The organism is Streptomyces sp. MBT65, assembly GCF_016612545.1.
Classification (GTDB): domain Bacteria; phylum Actinomycetota; class Actinomycetes; order Streptomycetales; family Streptomycetaceae; genus Streptomyces.
Window position 1 is genome coordinate 1 of sequence record NZ_JAENRY010000324.1, and the last position, 14,282, is coordinate 14,282.

The 14,282-nt window shown below is 70.3% G+C and carries 11 protein-coding genes; 6 read left to right on the plus strand and 5 right to left on the minus strand.

The window, feature by feature from the left end; translation table 11 throughout:
* Positions 1-110 precede the first annotated feature (110 nt).
* The 4 genes from JHN63_RS42805 to JHN63_RS42820 all read left to right on the plus strand — a co-directional run bounded on the left by JHN63_RS42805 (position 111) and on the right by JHN63_RS42820 (position 6,566).
* Positions 111-1,583 carry an ABC transporter permease gene (locus JHN63_RS42805; RefSeq protein WP_200690533.1) on the plus strand — a complete coding sequence of 491 codons (1,473 nt, stop codon included), beginning with the start codon at positions 111-113 and terminating at the stop codon, positions 1,581-1,583.
* A gap of 89 nt (positions 1,584-1,672) precedes the next feature.
* On the plus strand, positions 1,673-2,359 hold the full coding sequence (locus JHN63_RS42810) for an ABC transporter ATP-binding protein (protein WP_200690534.1): 687 nt from the start codon (positions 1,673-1,675) through the stop codon (positions 2,357-2,359).
* Positions 2,360-2,586: 227 nt separating this feature from the next.
* On the plus strand, positions 2,587-5,973 hold the full coding sequence (locus JHN63_RS42815) for a S8 family peptidase (protein ID WP_200690535.1): 3,387 nt from the start codon (positions 2,587-2,589) through the stop codon (positions 5,971-5,973).
* Between the two features lie 80 nt (positions 5,974-6,053).
* The gene (locus tag JHN63_RS42820) at positions 6,054-6,566 is read left to right on the plus strand and encodes a hypothetical protein (protein ID WP_200690536.1); all 513 of its coding nucleotides are present in this window, start codon (positions 6,054-6,056) and stop codon (positions 6,564-6,566) included.
* On the opposite strand, the gene JHN63_RS42825 is transcribed toward JHN63_RS42820, so the two are convergent.
* The gene (locus JHN63_RS42825; protein WP_200690537.1) at positions 6,556-7,488 is read right to left on the minus strand and encodes a helix-turn-helix domain-containing protein; all 933 of its coding nucleotides are present in this window, start codon (positions 7,486-7,488) and stop codon (positions 6,556-6,558) included. The two genes, JHN63_RS42820 and JHN63_RS42825, sit on opposite strands and share 11 nt — an antisense overlap.
* A gap of 171 nt (positions 7,489-7,659) precedes the next feature.
* Between JHN63_RS42825 and JHN63_RS42830 the strand changes: the two genes are divergently transcribed.
* Positions 7,660-8,700 carry an NAD(P)-dependent alcohol dehydrogenase gene (locus tag JHN63_RS42830; protein WP_200690538.1) on the plus strand — a complete coding sequence of 347 codons (1,041 nt, stop codon included), beginning with the start codon at positions 7,660-7,662 and terminating at the stop codon, positions 8,698-8,700.
* A 136-nt stretch (positions 8,701-8,836) separates the two neighbouring features.
* Here JHN63_RS42830 and JHN63_RS42835 read toward each other — a convergent pair whose 3' ends face one another.
* From JHN63_RS42835 to JHN63_RS42850, 4 genes are all read right to left on the minus strand, one after another.
* On the minus strand, positions 8,837-9,958 hold the full coding sequence (locus JHN63_RS42835) for an iron chelate uptake ABC transporter family permease subunit (RefSeq protein ID WP_234478522.1): 1,122 nt from the start codon (positions 9,956-9,958) through the stop codon (positions 8,837-8,839).
* Positions 9,955-10,944, minus strand: coding sequence for an iron ABC transporter permease (locus tag JHN63_RS42840; protein ID WP_200690539.1), 990 nt, complete (start codon positions 10,942-10,944; stop codon positions 9,955-9,957). Before JHN63_RS42840 ends, JHN63_RS42835 begins: the two co-directional genes overlap by 4 nt.
* Positions 10,945-10,978: 34 nt before the next feature.
* Positions 10,979-12,034 (minus strand): iron-siderophore ABC transporter substrate-binding protein, encoded by a 1,056-nt coding sequence (locus JHN63_RS42845; RefSeq protein WP_200690540.1) that lies wholly within the window; start codon positions 12,032-12,034, stop codon positions 10,979-10,981.
* Between the two features lie 77 nt (positions 12,035-12,111).
* Complete coding sequence (locus JHN63_RS42850) at positions 12,112-13,014, minus strand: AraC family transcriptional regulator (protein ID WP_307782115.1); 903 nt, start codon at positions 13,012-13,014, stop codon at positions 12,112-12,114.
* Between the two features lie 162 nt (positions 13,015-13,176).
* Between JHN63_RS42850 and JHN63_RS42855 the strand changes: the two genes are divergently transcribed.
* Positions 13,177-14,259, plus strand: coding sequence for an aldo/keto reductase (locus JHN63_RS42855; protein WP_200690542.1), 1,083 nt, complete (start codon positions 13,177-13,179; stop codon positions 14,257-14,259).
* Positions 14,260-14,282 lie beyond the last annotated feature (23 nt).

Here is a 14,282-nt window from a genome sequence, read left to right on the forward strand (position 1 = left end):
GCCCGTTGACAGCCCCGCGCATGGCCATTCTTTGGCCACGGACAGCCTTCTCATCGTTCTCTTATGTCGGCCTTATGGCATCATCACGCGCTGTACCTAGCTTGCGGGCCATGTTCTTCACCTACCTGAGGCGCGAGTTGCGCCGCCGCAGAAAAGCGGCCCTCGTCGTCGCCTCCGGCCTCGCCCTGGGCATCGCGCTGGTCATCGTGGTCAACTCCGTGTCCTCCGGCATGGGGAAGGCCCAGGACAAGGTCCTCCAGTCGCTGTACGGACTCGGTACGGACATGACCGTCACCAAGGCGGCCACGCCCACCGCCAGCGGCTCCCAGCAGCCGCGGTTCCAGTTCGACGCCAACAACAACGGCGACAGCAAGACACAGTCCAGTGACCGCGTCATGGTCCAGGGCTTCACCACCCTGGCCTCCACCACCGTCACCAAGGTGGCGGGCCAGAAGGGTGTTTCCGACGCCGTCGGCGGGCTCAGCCTCAACGTCGTCAAGGTCGATGGCCAGTTCACCCGCGGCCAGTTCCAGCAGAACCAGGGCAGCGGCACCGGAGGCGGCGGCGGCAACCGCGGCGGCGGCACCGGCGCCCCCCAGGGCGAAGTCACCGGTGGTGGCGCCAACTTCAACATCAACGCGTACACGGTCTACGGCACGGACGTCACCAAGCCCGCGCTCGGCCCGCTGACCTCCTCGAAGATCACCAGCGGCCGTACCTTCACCACCGCCGAGACCAACTCCAAGGTCGTCGTCGCCGACTCGGCGTACGCCAAGGAGAAGAAGCTCAAGGTCGGCTCCACCGTCACCATCAAGAGCGTCAAGTACAAGGTCATCGGCATCGCCACCGCGACCAGCGGGGACGCGGCGGCCAACCTGTACATCCCGCTGACGCAGGCGCAGACCCTGAGCGGTGACAAGAACAAGGTCACCACGATCTACGTCAAGGCGACCGACTCCAAGCAGATCTCGGCCGTCAAGAAGACCATCACGAGCAATGTCTCCGGTACGACGGTCACCACGTCCGCCGACCTCGCGGACACCGTCTCCGGGTCCCTGTCCACCGCCTCCTCCCTCGCCACCAGCGTCGGCAAGTGGCTGTCGATCGCGGTGCTGATCGCCGCGTTCCTGGTCGCCGGTCTGCTGACCTCCTCGGCGGTCTCCCGCCGGGTGCGGGAGTTCGGCACGCTGAAGGCGCTCGGCTGGAAGTCCGGCCGGGTCACCCGGCAGGTGGTCGGCGAGGCCGTCGTCAACGGTCTGGTCGGCGGCGTCCTCGGTATCGCGCTCGGCCTGGCGGGCGCGTACGTCGTGACCGCGATCAGCCCGACCCTGTCGGCCTCCCTAGGCAACACCGCCGCCGGTGGCCGCGCGGGCGGCGGTGGACCCGGCGGCGGTGGCGGCTTCGGCGGTGGCCGGCAGGCCGCGGCCAAGACGCTCGACGTCGCCCTCACCGCGCCCGTCAACGCCACCACCATCGCCCTCGCGGTCGGTCTCGCCGTGGCCGGCGGTCTGATCGCCGGCGCCTTCGGCGGCTGGCGCGCCTCCCGCCTCCGCCCGGCGGACGCCCTGCGCAGAGTCGAGTAGCGAGCCTGGCGAAGTCGAAACGGCGTCGCGATCTGGGGTCCGTCACACCGGCGGACCCCAACCCCCTTTACTTCCCCAGGAGTTGGACCATGTACGAACTCAGAGGCGTCACCAAGCTCTATTCCCGAGGCAAGGAAACCGTCCACGCCCTCGACGGCATCGACCTGACCATCGGCGACGGCGACCGCCTGGTCATCCAGGGCCCCACCGGCGGCGGCAAGTCCACCCTGCTCCAGATGATCGGCGCCCTCGACCGCCCCACCGCCGGCGAAATCGTCCTGGACGGCATCGACTTGGCGAAGCTGTCGGAGGCCAAACTCACCAAGGTCCGCAGCGAGAACATCGGCTTCGTGTTCCAGTCCTTCAACCTGATCCCGACGCTCACCGCGCAGGAGAACGTCGAGACCGCCCTCGTACCACTGGGCGTGAAGGCGAAGGAGCGGCGCCAGCGGGCCGCCGACGCGCTGGTCTCGGTCGGTCTCGGCGAGCGCCTCGGGCACCTCCCCGGCGAGATGTCCGGCGGCCAGCAGCAGCGCGTCGCCATCGCCCGCGCGCTCGTCAAGCAGCCCAAGGTGCTGCTCGCCGACGAGCCGACCGGCAACCTCGACGAGTCGATGCGCGACGAGATCATGGACGTACTGGAGCGCATGTGGAAGGAGCACGGGCTGACCTTCATCATGGTCACCCACGACTCCGCCATCGCGAAGAAGGCGCCGCGTCTCGCCACCATCCGCAAGGGGAAGATCACGGTGAAGGAGAACGCGGCGTCCAAGTAACTCGGTTGCCGCGCAAGGGAGTTCGGCGGGAGTGACGGCCCTCTACCGGAGTTCTCGCGGACTGCACCCGGCGACTGCGTAACGGAGTCAGGGCAGGGGCGTAACAGTTCCCGGACGCGCTTTCTTACCCTCCTCTCATCTCTTGAGCGGGTGATCGCCCCTCGGCATACTTGCGTATCCGGGGGGTGATCACGTACGGCTGTGCGGGCAATCCCCCGGCCGGGTGAATGGGGAATTCGCCCGGTACCTCAGCTCCAGGGGGAGTCTTGCGCAGACACGTCAGAAGAGCGTGCGTGGCCACCGTCGCCGCGTCCGCCGCCGTCGCCCTCGCCGCGGGTATGACCAGCCCGGCATCGGCGAAGTCCGAACAGAGCGCGGGCAGTTCAGCGGGGAGCACGGCGGCTGCCGCGAAGGCCCGGCTCGCGGGCAGCCACCACATCACCCTGATCACCGGCGACCGCGTCACCGTCGACGCCAAGGGCCGGGTCGTGGGCTTCCAGGCGGCAAAGGGCCGTCAGCACATACCCGTTCAGGTGCGGAAGGCCGACGGGCACACGCTCGTCGTACCCGCCGACGCGGCCCGACTGGTCGCCTCCGGCAAGCTCGACCAGCGGCTCTTCGACGTCACCGAGCTCAACAAGTCCGCCGAGCGCGCCGCCCAGAAGTCCGGCCTGCGGGTCATCGTCGGCTACCAGGGCGCCGCCACCGCCGCCAAGGCCGACGTCCGGGACGCGGGCACGCTGCGCCAGTCCCTGAAGACCCTGAACGCCGACGCCGTGCAGACCCCGCGCCAGGACGCGCCCGAGCTGTGGAAGGCCGTCACCGACGGCGACCGTACGGCCGCCGGTATCGCGCACGTCTGGCTCGACGGCGTCCGCAAGGCCAGCCTCGACAAGTCCGTGCCGCAGATCGGCGCCCCGAAGGCGTGGGCGGCCGGCTACACGGGCAAGGGCGTCAAGATCGCCGTACTGGACACGGGAGTCGACGCCGACCACCCGGACCTGAAGACCCAGGTCATCGAGTCCAAGAACTTCTCCACCGCCGCCGACGCGGACGACCACTTCGGGCACGGCACGCATGTCGCGTCCATCGCGGCGGGCACCGGCGCGAAGTCGAACGGCAAGTACAAGGGCGTCGCGCCCGACGCGAAGATCCTCAACGGCAAGGTCCTCGACGACAGCGGCTCCGGTGCCGACTCCGGCATCCTCGCCGGCATGGAGTGGGCGGCCCAACAGGGCGCCGACATCGTCAACCTGAGCCTCGGCGGTCAGGACACCCCGGGCATCGACCCGTTGGAGGCGGAGGTCAACAAGCTCTCCACCGAGAAGGGGATCCTGTTCGCGATCGCGGCCGGCAACGAAGGCCCGCAGTCGATCGGTTCGCCCGGCAGCGCGGACGCGGCCATCACGGTCGGCGCCGTCGACGGCGCCGACAACCTCGCCGAGTTCTCCTCCACCGGCCCGCGCGTCGGCGACGGCGCCATCAAGCCGGACGTCACCGCGCCCGGCGTCGACATCACCGCGGCCGCCGCGCCCGGCAGCGTCATCGACCAGGAGGTCGGCGAGAACCCGCCCGGCTACCTGACCATCTCGGGTACGTCGATGGCGACCCCGCATGTCGCGGGCGCCGCCGCGATCCTCAAGCAGGAGCACCCCAGTTGGGGCTACGCCGAGCTGAAGGGCGCGCTGACCGGCTCCGCCAAGGGCGGCGCCTACACGCCGTTCGAGCAGGGCTCGGGCCGTATCGCCGTCGACAAGGCCATCAAGCAGAGCGTGATCGCCGACCCGGTCTCGGAGAGCTTCGGCATCCAGCAGTGGCCGCACACCGACGACATCCCGGACACCCGGCAGGTCACCTACCGCAACCTCGGCACCACGCCCGTCACCCTCAAGCTGACCGTGGCCGCCACCAACCCCAGGGGCCAGGCCGCTCCTTCGGGCTTCTTCAAGCTCGCCAAGACCTCGGTGACCGTCCCGGCCGGCGGCAGCGCCTCGGTCGGCCTGACCGTCAACACCAAGCTGGGCGGCACCCTCGACGGCGCCTACTCCGCGTATGTGACGGCGACGGGCGGCGGGCAGAGCGTCCGTACGGCCGCGGCCGTGGTGCGCGAAGTGCAGTCGTACGACCTCACGTTGAAGTTCGTCAACCGTGACGGCACCCCGGCCACGTACTACTCCGCCTCGCTGGCGGGCCTGTCCGGCCTCGCCAGTGACAGCTTCTTCAACCCCTACGACGCCTCGGGCACCGTCAAGCTCCGTGTCCCCAAGGGCGGTTACGTCCTCGACACCGGGATCTTCGTGGACCCGGAGGACTTCACCAAGGGCGCCGACTGGCTCGCCCAGCCCAAGCTGGACATCAGCAAGAACACCTCGATCACCATCGACGCCCGCACGGCCAAGCCGGTCGACATCACCGTGCCCGACACCGGTGCCGTGTCCACCTTCGCGTCACCGGGGTACGAGGTCGACACGGCCGACGGGGGCTTCGGCTTCAGCTGGTTCCTGGACTCCTTCGCCAACTTCCGCTCCGCGCACCTCGGTCCGCAGGTCACCGACGGTTCGCTGACCGAGACGTGGGACGCGCACTTCGCCAAGGGCACCGACCAGCAGTACGACACCACGACCGGCGGCAAGGTCAAGCAGCTCGCCACCGGCTACACCAAGCACTACAAGGCGAGTGAACTCGCCACGGTGAAGGGCCGCATGGGCGCCGCGGCGAGCGGCAAGACCGGTCTGCTCTTCGCCTTCGGCTATCTGCCCGAGGGCTCCGGCGCCACCGCCACCGCCCGACCGCAGCCGATCCCCGGCACCCGCACGCTGCACGTCTCCACCGTCAACGGCGTCAAGTGGGAGCTCGACTTCGAGCAGGACGGCGGAGTCGACGCGGACGGCTTCCCGATCGCGGAGGCCTTCTACGTCTCGAACGGCGCCCAGACCTTCAAGGGCGGCCAGAGCTACACCCGGACCTTCAACACCGCGGTGTTCGGCCCGCACATCGACGCCGACTACGGCGTCTTCCGCTACGGCAACGAGATCGCCGGCTCGCTGCCGCTGTTCGCCGACGCCCAGAAGAACGCGGGTTCGTCGCTGTTCACCTCGGTCAACACGACGCTGTACCGCAACGGCACCAAGGTGGGCTCCAACAAGGATCCCCTGTTCGGCGGGGAGACGTTCAAGGTCCCGGCCGGCAACGCCTCGTACAAGCTGACCACTTCGGTGATCCGCAGCGTCAAGGTCGCCGCCGCCTCCACCCGGATCGACGCGAGCTGGACGTTCTCCTCGAAGAAGCCGTCCGGGAACACCGTCGCCCAACTCCCGGTCTCCACCGCCCGGTTCAATGCGGTCACCGGCCTGGACAGCCGCGTCGAGGCGGGCAAGAAGGTCACCTTCCCGGTCACCGTCGAGGGCGCGGCCGCCGGCCGCAACCTCAAGTCCCTGGGCGTGTGGGTGTCGTACGACTACGGCCAGACCTGGAAGAAGGTCAACGTCGTCAACGGAAAGATCACCGTCACCAACCCGGCCAAGGGCAAGGCCATTTCGTTCCACGCGAAGATCGCCGACAAGAAGGGCAACAAGTCGACGGTCTCGATCTACAACGCGTACTACGCCAAGTAGGTCCCGGAGTGAGCTGAGTTGAAGCGGACGGCCCGCCGGAAGTACACCTTCCGGCGGGCCGTCCGTGTTTCCCTGACCTCATGACCGCCGCCGTCACCGCCATGATCACCGCCGTCGTCGGGGTGCTCGGAACGCTCTTCGCGCCCGCCCTCAGCCAGCGCCTCACCGCCCGGCAGCGCGCGGAGGAGGCACAACTCGCCGAGCGCGGGCGGCGGTTCGAGGAGCGACGGGACGCCTACACGGCCATGAACCGGGCCTCACGGCAGTTCCACACGCTGCTCAAGGACGCCCTGCACCGCATCCGCGACCACGTCTACACCGAGCAGGAGCGCGACCTGTTGGAGGAGGCGCGCCGGGACTACCGGGACCGGTACGCCGAGGCGCAGATGGTCGTGCCCGAGCGGATCCTGGACGCGTCCCGCGCGGTGAACCAGGTCCTCGCGGACGCCGACGCCGTCGTCAAACGCCTGGACCGGGACCGGGCCCGGTCCGGCGAGAGCGCCGAGGAAGCCCTGCTCGACCTGAAGGAGGCCGAGCCCCGGCTGGCCGCGATGCGGCGGCTGATGCGGGCCGACCTCGGTGTCACGGAGTGAGGCCGGGACGGTCGGCCGAGCGGCCCGCCCGGGTCGCGTCCGTGCCCCAACTGGCCAGCAGGCGCAGGGCGTCGGCGGACGGGGAGGCCGGCTCCGGGTGGTAGGCGATCAGGGTCTGGTCGGAACCGTCGCTCAGCTTGAAGCCCTCGAAGTGCAGGGTGAGATCGCCGACCAGCGGATGGTGGAGGCGCTTGACGCCGTAGCTCTTCTCCTTGACGTCGTGGGTCGCCCACAGGCGTCTGAACTCCTCGCTCTTCACGGAGAGTTCGCCCACCAGCGCGGACAGCCGCGGGTCGTCCGGGCAGAAGCCCGCGTCCATCCGCAGCATGCTGACGATGTCCACCGCCTTCTGCTCCCACTCCACGAACAGCTCCCGGTACTCGGGCCGCAGGAACACCAGCCGCGCCCAGTTCCGCTCCTGCGGCGGCAGCTCCGACCAGTCGCCGAAGACCGCCGCGGCCATCCGGTTCCAGGCCAGGATGTCGGTGCGCCGGCCGCAGACGTACGCCGGGATCGCGTCGATCGAGTCGAGCAGGTGCCGTAGCGGCACGCGCACGTGCTGGGTGGGGGTCGAGGTCTTCTTCTTGTGCTGCTTCGGCTTCGCCAGATGGGTGAGGTGCGAGGACTCGGCGTCCGTCAGCCGCAGCGCGCGGGCGATCGCGTCGAGGACCTCCGCCGACACGTTCCGACCGTTGCCCTGTTCCAGGCGGGTGTAGTACGCCACCGACACCCCGGCGAGCTGCGCCAGCTCCTCGCGCCGCAGCCCGGGCACCCTGCGGTGCCGCCCGAAGTCCGGCAGACCGACGTCCTCCGGCTTCAGCCGGGCCCGCCGGGTGCGCAGGAACTCGCTCAGCTCGGCCCGCCGGTCCAGCGGCAGGCCGGGGTCCACGGGGCCGGTGGCGGATGCGGGCTGTTCGTCCATGCCCTCCAGTATTCCCGGTCCTACGACCAGGAGCCTGACCTCGCTGGTGGTAGGCACAGCGGACGTACGCAGAGGCGTGGCCTGGGTAGCCACCGGACTTTCGGGCAGGCTGAACCCCGTGCCCGGTCGGAAGGCAACCGGGCGCACATCCCCCCTAGGAGAGTTTCCGGCATGACCACTGTCGCCGCATACGCCGCCCCCGCCGCCAAGGCTCCCCTGGAGCGCACCACCATCGAGCGCCGGGCCGTCCGCGAGTTCGACGTCCTGATCGACATCAAGTTCGCCGGTATCTGCCACTCGGACATCCACCAGGCCCGGGAGGGCTGGGGCGAGGCCATCTTCCCGATGGTGCCGGGCCACGAGATCGCCGGCATCGTCTCCGAGGTCGGCCCCGGTGTCACCAAGTTCCGGGTCGGCGACCGCGTGGGCGTCGGCTGCCTGGTCGACTCCTGCCGCGAGTGCGACAACTGCAAGGCCGGCCTGGAGCAGTACTGCACCGGCGGCAGCGTCGGCACGTACAACGCCGTCGGCAAGGACGGCGAGCCCACCTACGGCGGCTACGCCGAGAACATCGTCGTCGACGAGAACTTCGTCGTCGGCATCCCCGAGGGCATCTCCCTCGACGTGGCCGCACCGCTGCTCTGCGCCGGCATCACCCTGTACTCGCCGCTGAAGCACTGGAACGCCGGCCCCGGCAAGAAGGTCGCGATCGTCGGCATGGGCGGCCTCGGCCACATGGGCGTCAAGATCGCGCACGCGCTCGGCGCGGAGGTCACCGTCCTGTCGCAGTCCCTGCGCAAGCAGGAGGACGGCCTGAAGCTCGGCGCCGACCACTACTACGCGACCAGCGACCCGAAGACCTTCGAGGAGCTGCGCGGCACCCTCGACCTCATCGTCTCCACGGTGTCGGCGCCGCTCGACCTCGGCACGTACCTCTCGCTGCTGAAGACGGACGGCGCGCTGGTCAACGTGGGCGCCCCCGAGGAGCCCGTCTCCCTCAACCTGTTCTCCGTGATCGCCGGCCGCAAGACCCTCGCCGGTTCCGGCATCGGCGGCATCCAGGAGACCCAGGAGATGCTGGACTTCTGCGCCGAGCACGGCTTCGGCGCGGAGATCGAGGTCATCTCGGCGGACCAGATCAACGAGGCGTACGAGCGGGTGCTGACCAGTGATGTGCGGTACCGGTTCGTGATCGACACGGCGACGATCTGACCGCGTTGCTTGAGCCGGGTCTCGGAGCCGCACGGTTTCGGGGCCCGGTGTGTTCGGGTGCGTGGGGGCTGTATCGATTTGCGGCTCCGCCGCGTGGGCGCGACCAGCCCCCACGCACCCGCAGCCGCCAACGACCTCAGCCTCCGACTCTGTTCCGCCCCAACAGCCACAACAGATACGGCCCCCCGACCAGCGAGGTCAGCGCGCCGACCGGCACTTCCAGCGGGGGCAACACCGTGCGGGCAGCAAGATCTGCCGTCACAAGAATCACCGCACCCGTCAACGCCGAGCAGAACAGGGGCAGTTGAGGCGTACGGGTGAGTCGCCGGGCCAACTGCGGCGCGGTCAGCGCGACGAACCCGATCGGCCCGGCCGCCCCGGTCGCCGTCGCGGCCAGCACCACCCCGAGCACGGTCAGCGCGAGCCGCGCCCGGTCCACCCGCACCCCGAGCGAGGCGGCCGTGTCGGCGTCGAGCCCGAGCGGCCGTACGGCCCGGCTCGCCCACACCAGCGCGGGCAGCGACAGCAGCAGGACGACGGCGAGCGGCCCCGCCTGTTCCCACCCGCGCCCGTTGAGCGAGCCGGTCAGCCACAGCTTGACCTGCTCGGCGGCCTCCAGCTCGCTGTCCGCGAGATACAGCTGCACCACGGCGGACAGCGCGACCCCGATGCCAACTCCGGTCAGCACGAACCGACTTGGCTGCATCCCGTGCCGCCACGCCAGCACATACACGAGCGCGGCGGCCGCGAGTCCGCCCACGACGGAGACGACGGGCATGGCACTGGGCGAGCCGACGAGCCCCGCAGAGAGTGCGAGTACGGTCGCGGCTGCCGCGCCGTGCCCGACCCCGATCACATCCGGGCTGGCGAGCGGATTGCGGGTGACGGTCTGCACGAGCGCCCCGGCGAGCCCGAGGGCCACCCCGACCAGCGCCCCCAACACGATCCGGGGCACCCGCAGTTCCATGACGACGAGGTCGTAGGGCCCCGATCCGGTACGCACCGTGTGCCACACGTCGGCGGGCGAGATGTAGGTCTGCCCCAGACATGCGGCGGCGCTCATCGCAACGGCCAGCAGAAGCAGGAGAGTTACGGCCACGACGGCCGAACGGCGGTGCAGGAGAAGGGAAATGGCGGGACGCGGGCGCAACACGGTGACACCGGCGGGCCGAAAGGCCCCGGTCGCGGTATCGGTCCCGGTGGCGTGCGTCCTGCCGCTCGTGCGGTCGGGCTCGATGGGGCGCGCCGTGTCGTTCATACGGCCGTCCCCCGGCGCCGCACCAGCACCACCAGCACCGGCACCCCCACCAACGCGGTCATCACCCCGGCCGGTACCTCGGCGGGGGAGCGCACGACCCGCCCCGCCACATCAGCCGAGACCAGCAGCGCGGCGCCGAGCAGCGCGGACAGCGGCAGCAGGGCGCGGTGCCCGCCGGAGGTGAGCCGCCGGGCCAGGTGCGGGACGGCCAGCCCCACGAACGCGATCGGCCCGGCGGCGGCCACCGCGGACGCCACCAGCAGGGTCGCCCCGAGCGCCGCGCACACCCGCACGACCCCCACCCGATGCCCCAGCGCCCGCGCCGTCTCGTCCCCGAGGGCCAGCGCGTCCAGCCCCCGCGCACAGGCGAGCACCAGCAGCGCCCCGGCCACCAGGAACGGCAGCATCTCTACGACCGTGTCGGCGTCCCGGCCGCTCAGCGAGCCGACCTGCCAGAACCGGAACTGGTCCAGCGTCGCCGAGCTGGAGGTCAGCACGACGGTCGTACCACCGGCGGTCATCGCGGACAACGCCGTACCGGCGAGGGCGAGTTTCACCGGCGAGGCCCCGCCCCGGCCGCGCGCGGCGATGCCGTAGACGAGACAGGCGGCGAGGACGGCGCCGGCGAAGGCGTACCAGACGTAGCCGGTGAAACCGCTCGCGAGGCCGGTCGCGATGGCGAGGACGACGCCGGCCGCCGCGCCCTGGCTGAGGCCGAGGATGCCCGGATCGGCGAGCGGGTTGCGGGTGACGGCCTGGAGTGCGGCGCCCGCCACGCCGAGCGCCGCACCGGCCGTCAGCCCGATCTCGGTGCGGGGCAGCCGCAGCGACCGTACGACGAGCGCGTCGGGTGAACCGCCGCCGTGCAGAAGGGCGTCGAGCACCGCGGACGGGGGGACCGGCCGGGTGCCGACGGCGAGGCTGAGCAGCACGGCGGCGGCCACCGCGAGGGTGGCCGCCGGCCAGGCGAGGCGTTTGGGGTTCACTTCTCTTCCGCTGCTCGTCTCTCTGTGTGCTTCTCTACTTGCTGATGTCCTCGGCGAGTTGGAGGACGACCAGGCGTGCGGCGGTCGGGCCCGCGTTGAGGTACCAGGGGTCGTCGTCGACCTTCACCGCGTGCCCGGACTTGACCGCCGACATCGACTTCCACAGCGGCCCGGCCAAAACGCTCGCCGCGTCGGTCTTGGCGGCGTCGCCCTGCACGGAGTAGAAGATCCAGTCGCCGTCGGCCTTGTCGATGCTCTCCGCGCCGATGTCCTCCGAAATCGCCTTGAACTGCTGGGACTTGGGCCGGTCGAGGCCCATGTCGACGGCGATGGAACCGGTGAAGGAGGAGACACCGAACATCCGGGTCCGGCCGGGCGTGAACCGCAGCATCGACACCGAGGTCTTCGACAGCGCCTCGCCCTTCTCGTGCGCGTCCTCGACGATCCCGTCGAGCAGCTCCTGCGCCTGCTCGCCCTTGCCGATCGCGTCGCCGACGAGCAGCAGGTCGCGCTTCCAGTTGACGCCGTTGCCGGCCGTGACGACGGTCGGGGCGATCTTCGACAGCTTGGGGTAGAGGTCGCCGAGCGAGTCGTTGGCGAGGATCAGGTCGGGCTTGGCGGCGGCGAGCGTCTCCAGGTTGGGCGCCTGGCGGGTGCCCGCGTCCGTCATCGCGGCGAGCTTCGCCTTGTCCGCCGGGAAGGCGTCCGCGAGGTAGGCGGGGACGAGCCCGGCGTTCTCGGCGCGGGTGGTGACCGCCGGGACGGTACCGAGGGCCAGCAGGTCGTCGAGCTGTCCGGTGCTCAGCACAGCGATCTTCGTGGGCTTCGCCTTGATGGTCGTCTTTCCCTCGAAGTGCGTGACGGTACGGGGGAAGGTCCCGTCGGTGTCGGTGTCCGACCCCATGCCCGTCTCCAGGGTGCTGGGCGCGGCGGCGGGCCCCTCCGAGGCACCGATCACCTTGTTCTGCTGCCCGTCGCCCGCCTGCTCGGCATCGTTGTCGGCGGAGGACGACGAGCACCCGGCCAGCAATCCCCCGACGAGGGTCACGGCGGCCACCGCCGTGACAGCCTTCCTCTTGAACGCACGCACGATCACTGTCTCTCCGATCAAAACTGGCCAGGTAAGGCTTACCTTAACTTGCCGTCGGAGTGGCGGGAGTGGGGGGTTCAGGACCCCTTGTGCGTCGAGCCGCGGAGCCGTACCGCGTCCTGCCCCGGCGGCCGGCCGAAGGCCCGGCGGTACTCGCGGCTGAACTGCGACGCGCTGTCGTAGCCGACCGCGAAACCGATGTCGGCGACATCCTCCGCGCTGCTCATCAGCAGCAGCCGGGCCTCCTGGAGGCGGATCCGCTTCTGGTACTGGATCGGGGTCAGCGCGGTCACCGCGCGGAAGTGCCGGTGGAAGGGGGAGGCGCTCATTCCGGCGAGCCGGGCCAGGTCGTCGATGCGCAGGGTTTCCGTGTGGTGGTCGCGGATCCAGTGAATCGCCCTGCTGATATGGGTGAGTTGACTGTCGGCGAGTCCGATCTGCCGTACCAGTGCGCCCTGTTCACCGGTGATCAGCCGCCACAGGATCTCCTTCTCGATCAACGGCCCGAGCACCCGTGCGTCGCCGGGACGCTCCAGCAGTCGTAGCAACCGCACTGCCGCGTCGAGGAGTTCGGCGGGCGCGTCGCACACGGCGAGGCCGTGCGGGGCCGGGCGCCGGGGGAGGGGGAGCGTGCCGGAGCTCGCGTCCAGGAGCAGTGCGGCGATCTTCGCGGGTTCCAGGGCCAGCCCGCAGGCGAGGAAGGGGGACTCGGGGGTGGCGTGCGTGTAGTGGCCGCCGACCGGCAGGTCGACCGAGACGACCAGGTACTGGCCGGCCCCGTAGTCGTGGACACGGTCGCCCAGGATCAGCCGCTTCGAGCCCTGCGCGACGATCGCCAGCACGGGACGGGCGAGGCTCGCGCTCGGCGCCTCCGGCCGGTCGGCCCTGGTCAGCATCAGGCCCTCGACGGCGAGGGGCGTGCGGGTCGCGTGCCGGTCGATCAGGGCGCGGAGTTCGGTCAGAAGTGCGTCGGGGTACACGTCCGATCCAACCACCGCGACGGGCCGCCCGCAACCGTCCGCCCGCACGCCAGATCGGCAGGATCGTGCAAGCGGGCGGTGGGATCGCCCTAACAACATGCCTGGTGGGAGTGGTTTTGTTGAGGAGTCGGTATTCCACACATCTCCTCTCAGGAGCATTTCATGGCACTCGACTCGTACGTCGGTCTCGGCCGCAGCGGCCTCAAGGTGAGCCCCTTCTGCCTCGGGGCGATGAACTTCGGCGAGGACGGCGGCTTCGGCTGCGGCGTCGAGGAGTCGGAGCGGATCCTCCGGGCCTACCTCGACCGCGGCGGCAACTTCGTCGACACCGCGAACTTCTACACGAACGGCCACTCGGAGGCCATCCTCGGCGACTTCCTCGCCACCCACCCCGGCCTGCGCGACCGACTCGTCCTGGCCACCAAGTTCTACGGCAACCTCCACCTCGGCGACCCCAACGGCGGCGGCGCGAGCCGCAAGGCGGTCATCGGCCAGCTGGAGGACTCGCTGCGCCGCCTGCGCACCGACTACATCGACCTGTACTGGCTGCACAACCACGACCGTTCCACCCCGGTCGAGGAGACCCTGCGCACCCTGGACGACCTGGTGACGGCGGGCAAGATCCGCTATGTCGGCTTCTCCGACACCCCGGCCTGGTTCACCGCGAAGGCCCACACCACGGCACTGCTGCGCGACTGGACCCCGGTCACCGCCCTCCAGTTGGAGTACTCGCTCCTGGAACGCACCATCGAGGGCGAGTTGATCCCGCTGGCCCAGGACGCCGGGATGGGCGTTCTTCCCTGGAGCCCCCTCAAGAGCGGCTATCTGTCCGGGACTTACACCCGGGAGCGCTCAACTCCCGCCGGTACCAGGCGTTCCGCGGTCCTCGGTGCGCCGACCGACGCCCAGTTCACGGTGATCGACGCCGTGGCCGAGGTCGCGGAACAGACCGGGGCGACCTCCGCCGCCGTAGCCCTGTCGTGGGTCCGGTCGCGTCCCGGCGTCACCTCCACCCTCATCGGCCCGCGCACCCTGGCCCACCTCGAAGCCAACCTCGCGGCCCTGGACCTGCACCTCACCCCGGCCCAGACGGCCGCGCTCGACGAGGTGTCCACGCCGACCCTCAACTTCCCCTACGACCTCAACCGGCAGGTCGGCGACATGCTCAAGTACGCGGGGGCGACGGTGGACGGGGTGGCCAGTGCGGTGTATCCGCCGTTGACGGCGAGTGCGGCGCGCTATTGAGGGCGGGGCGTCAGGGGGCAGGT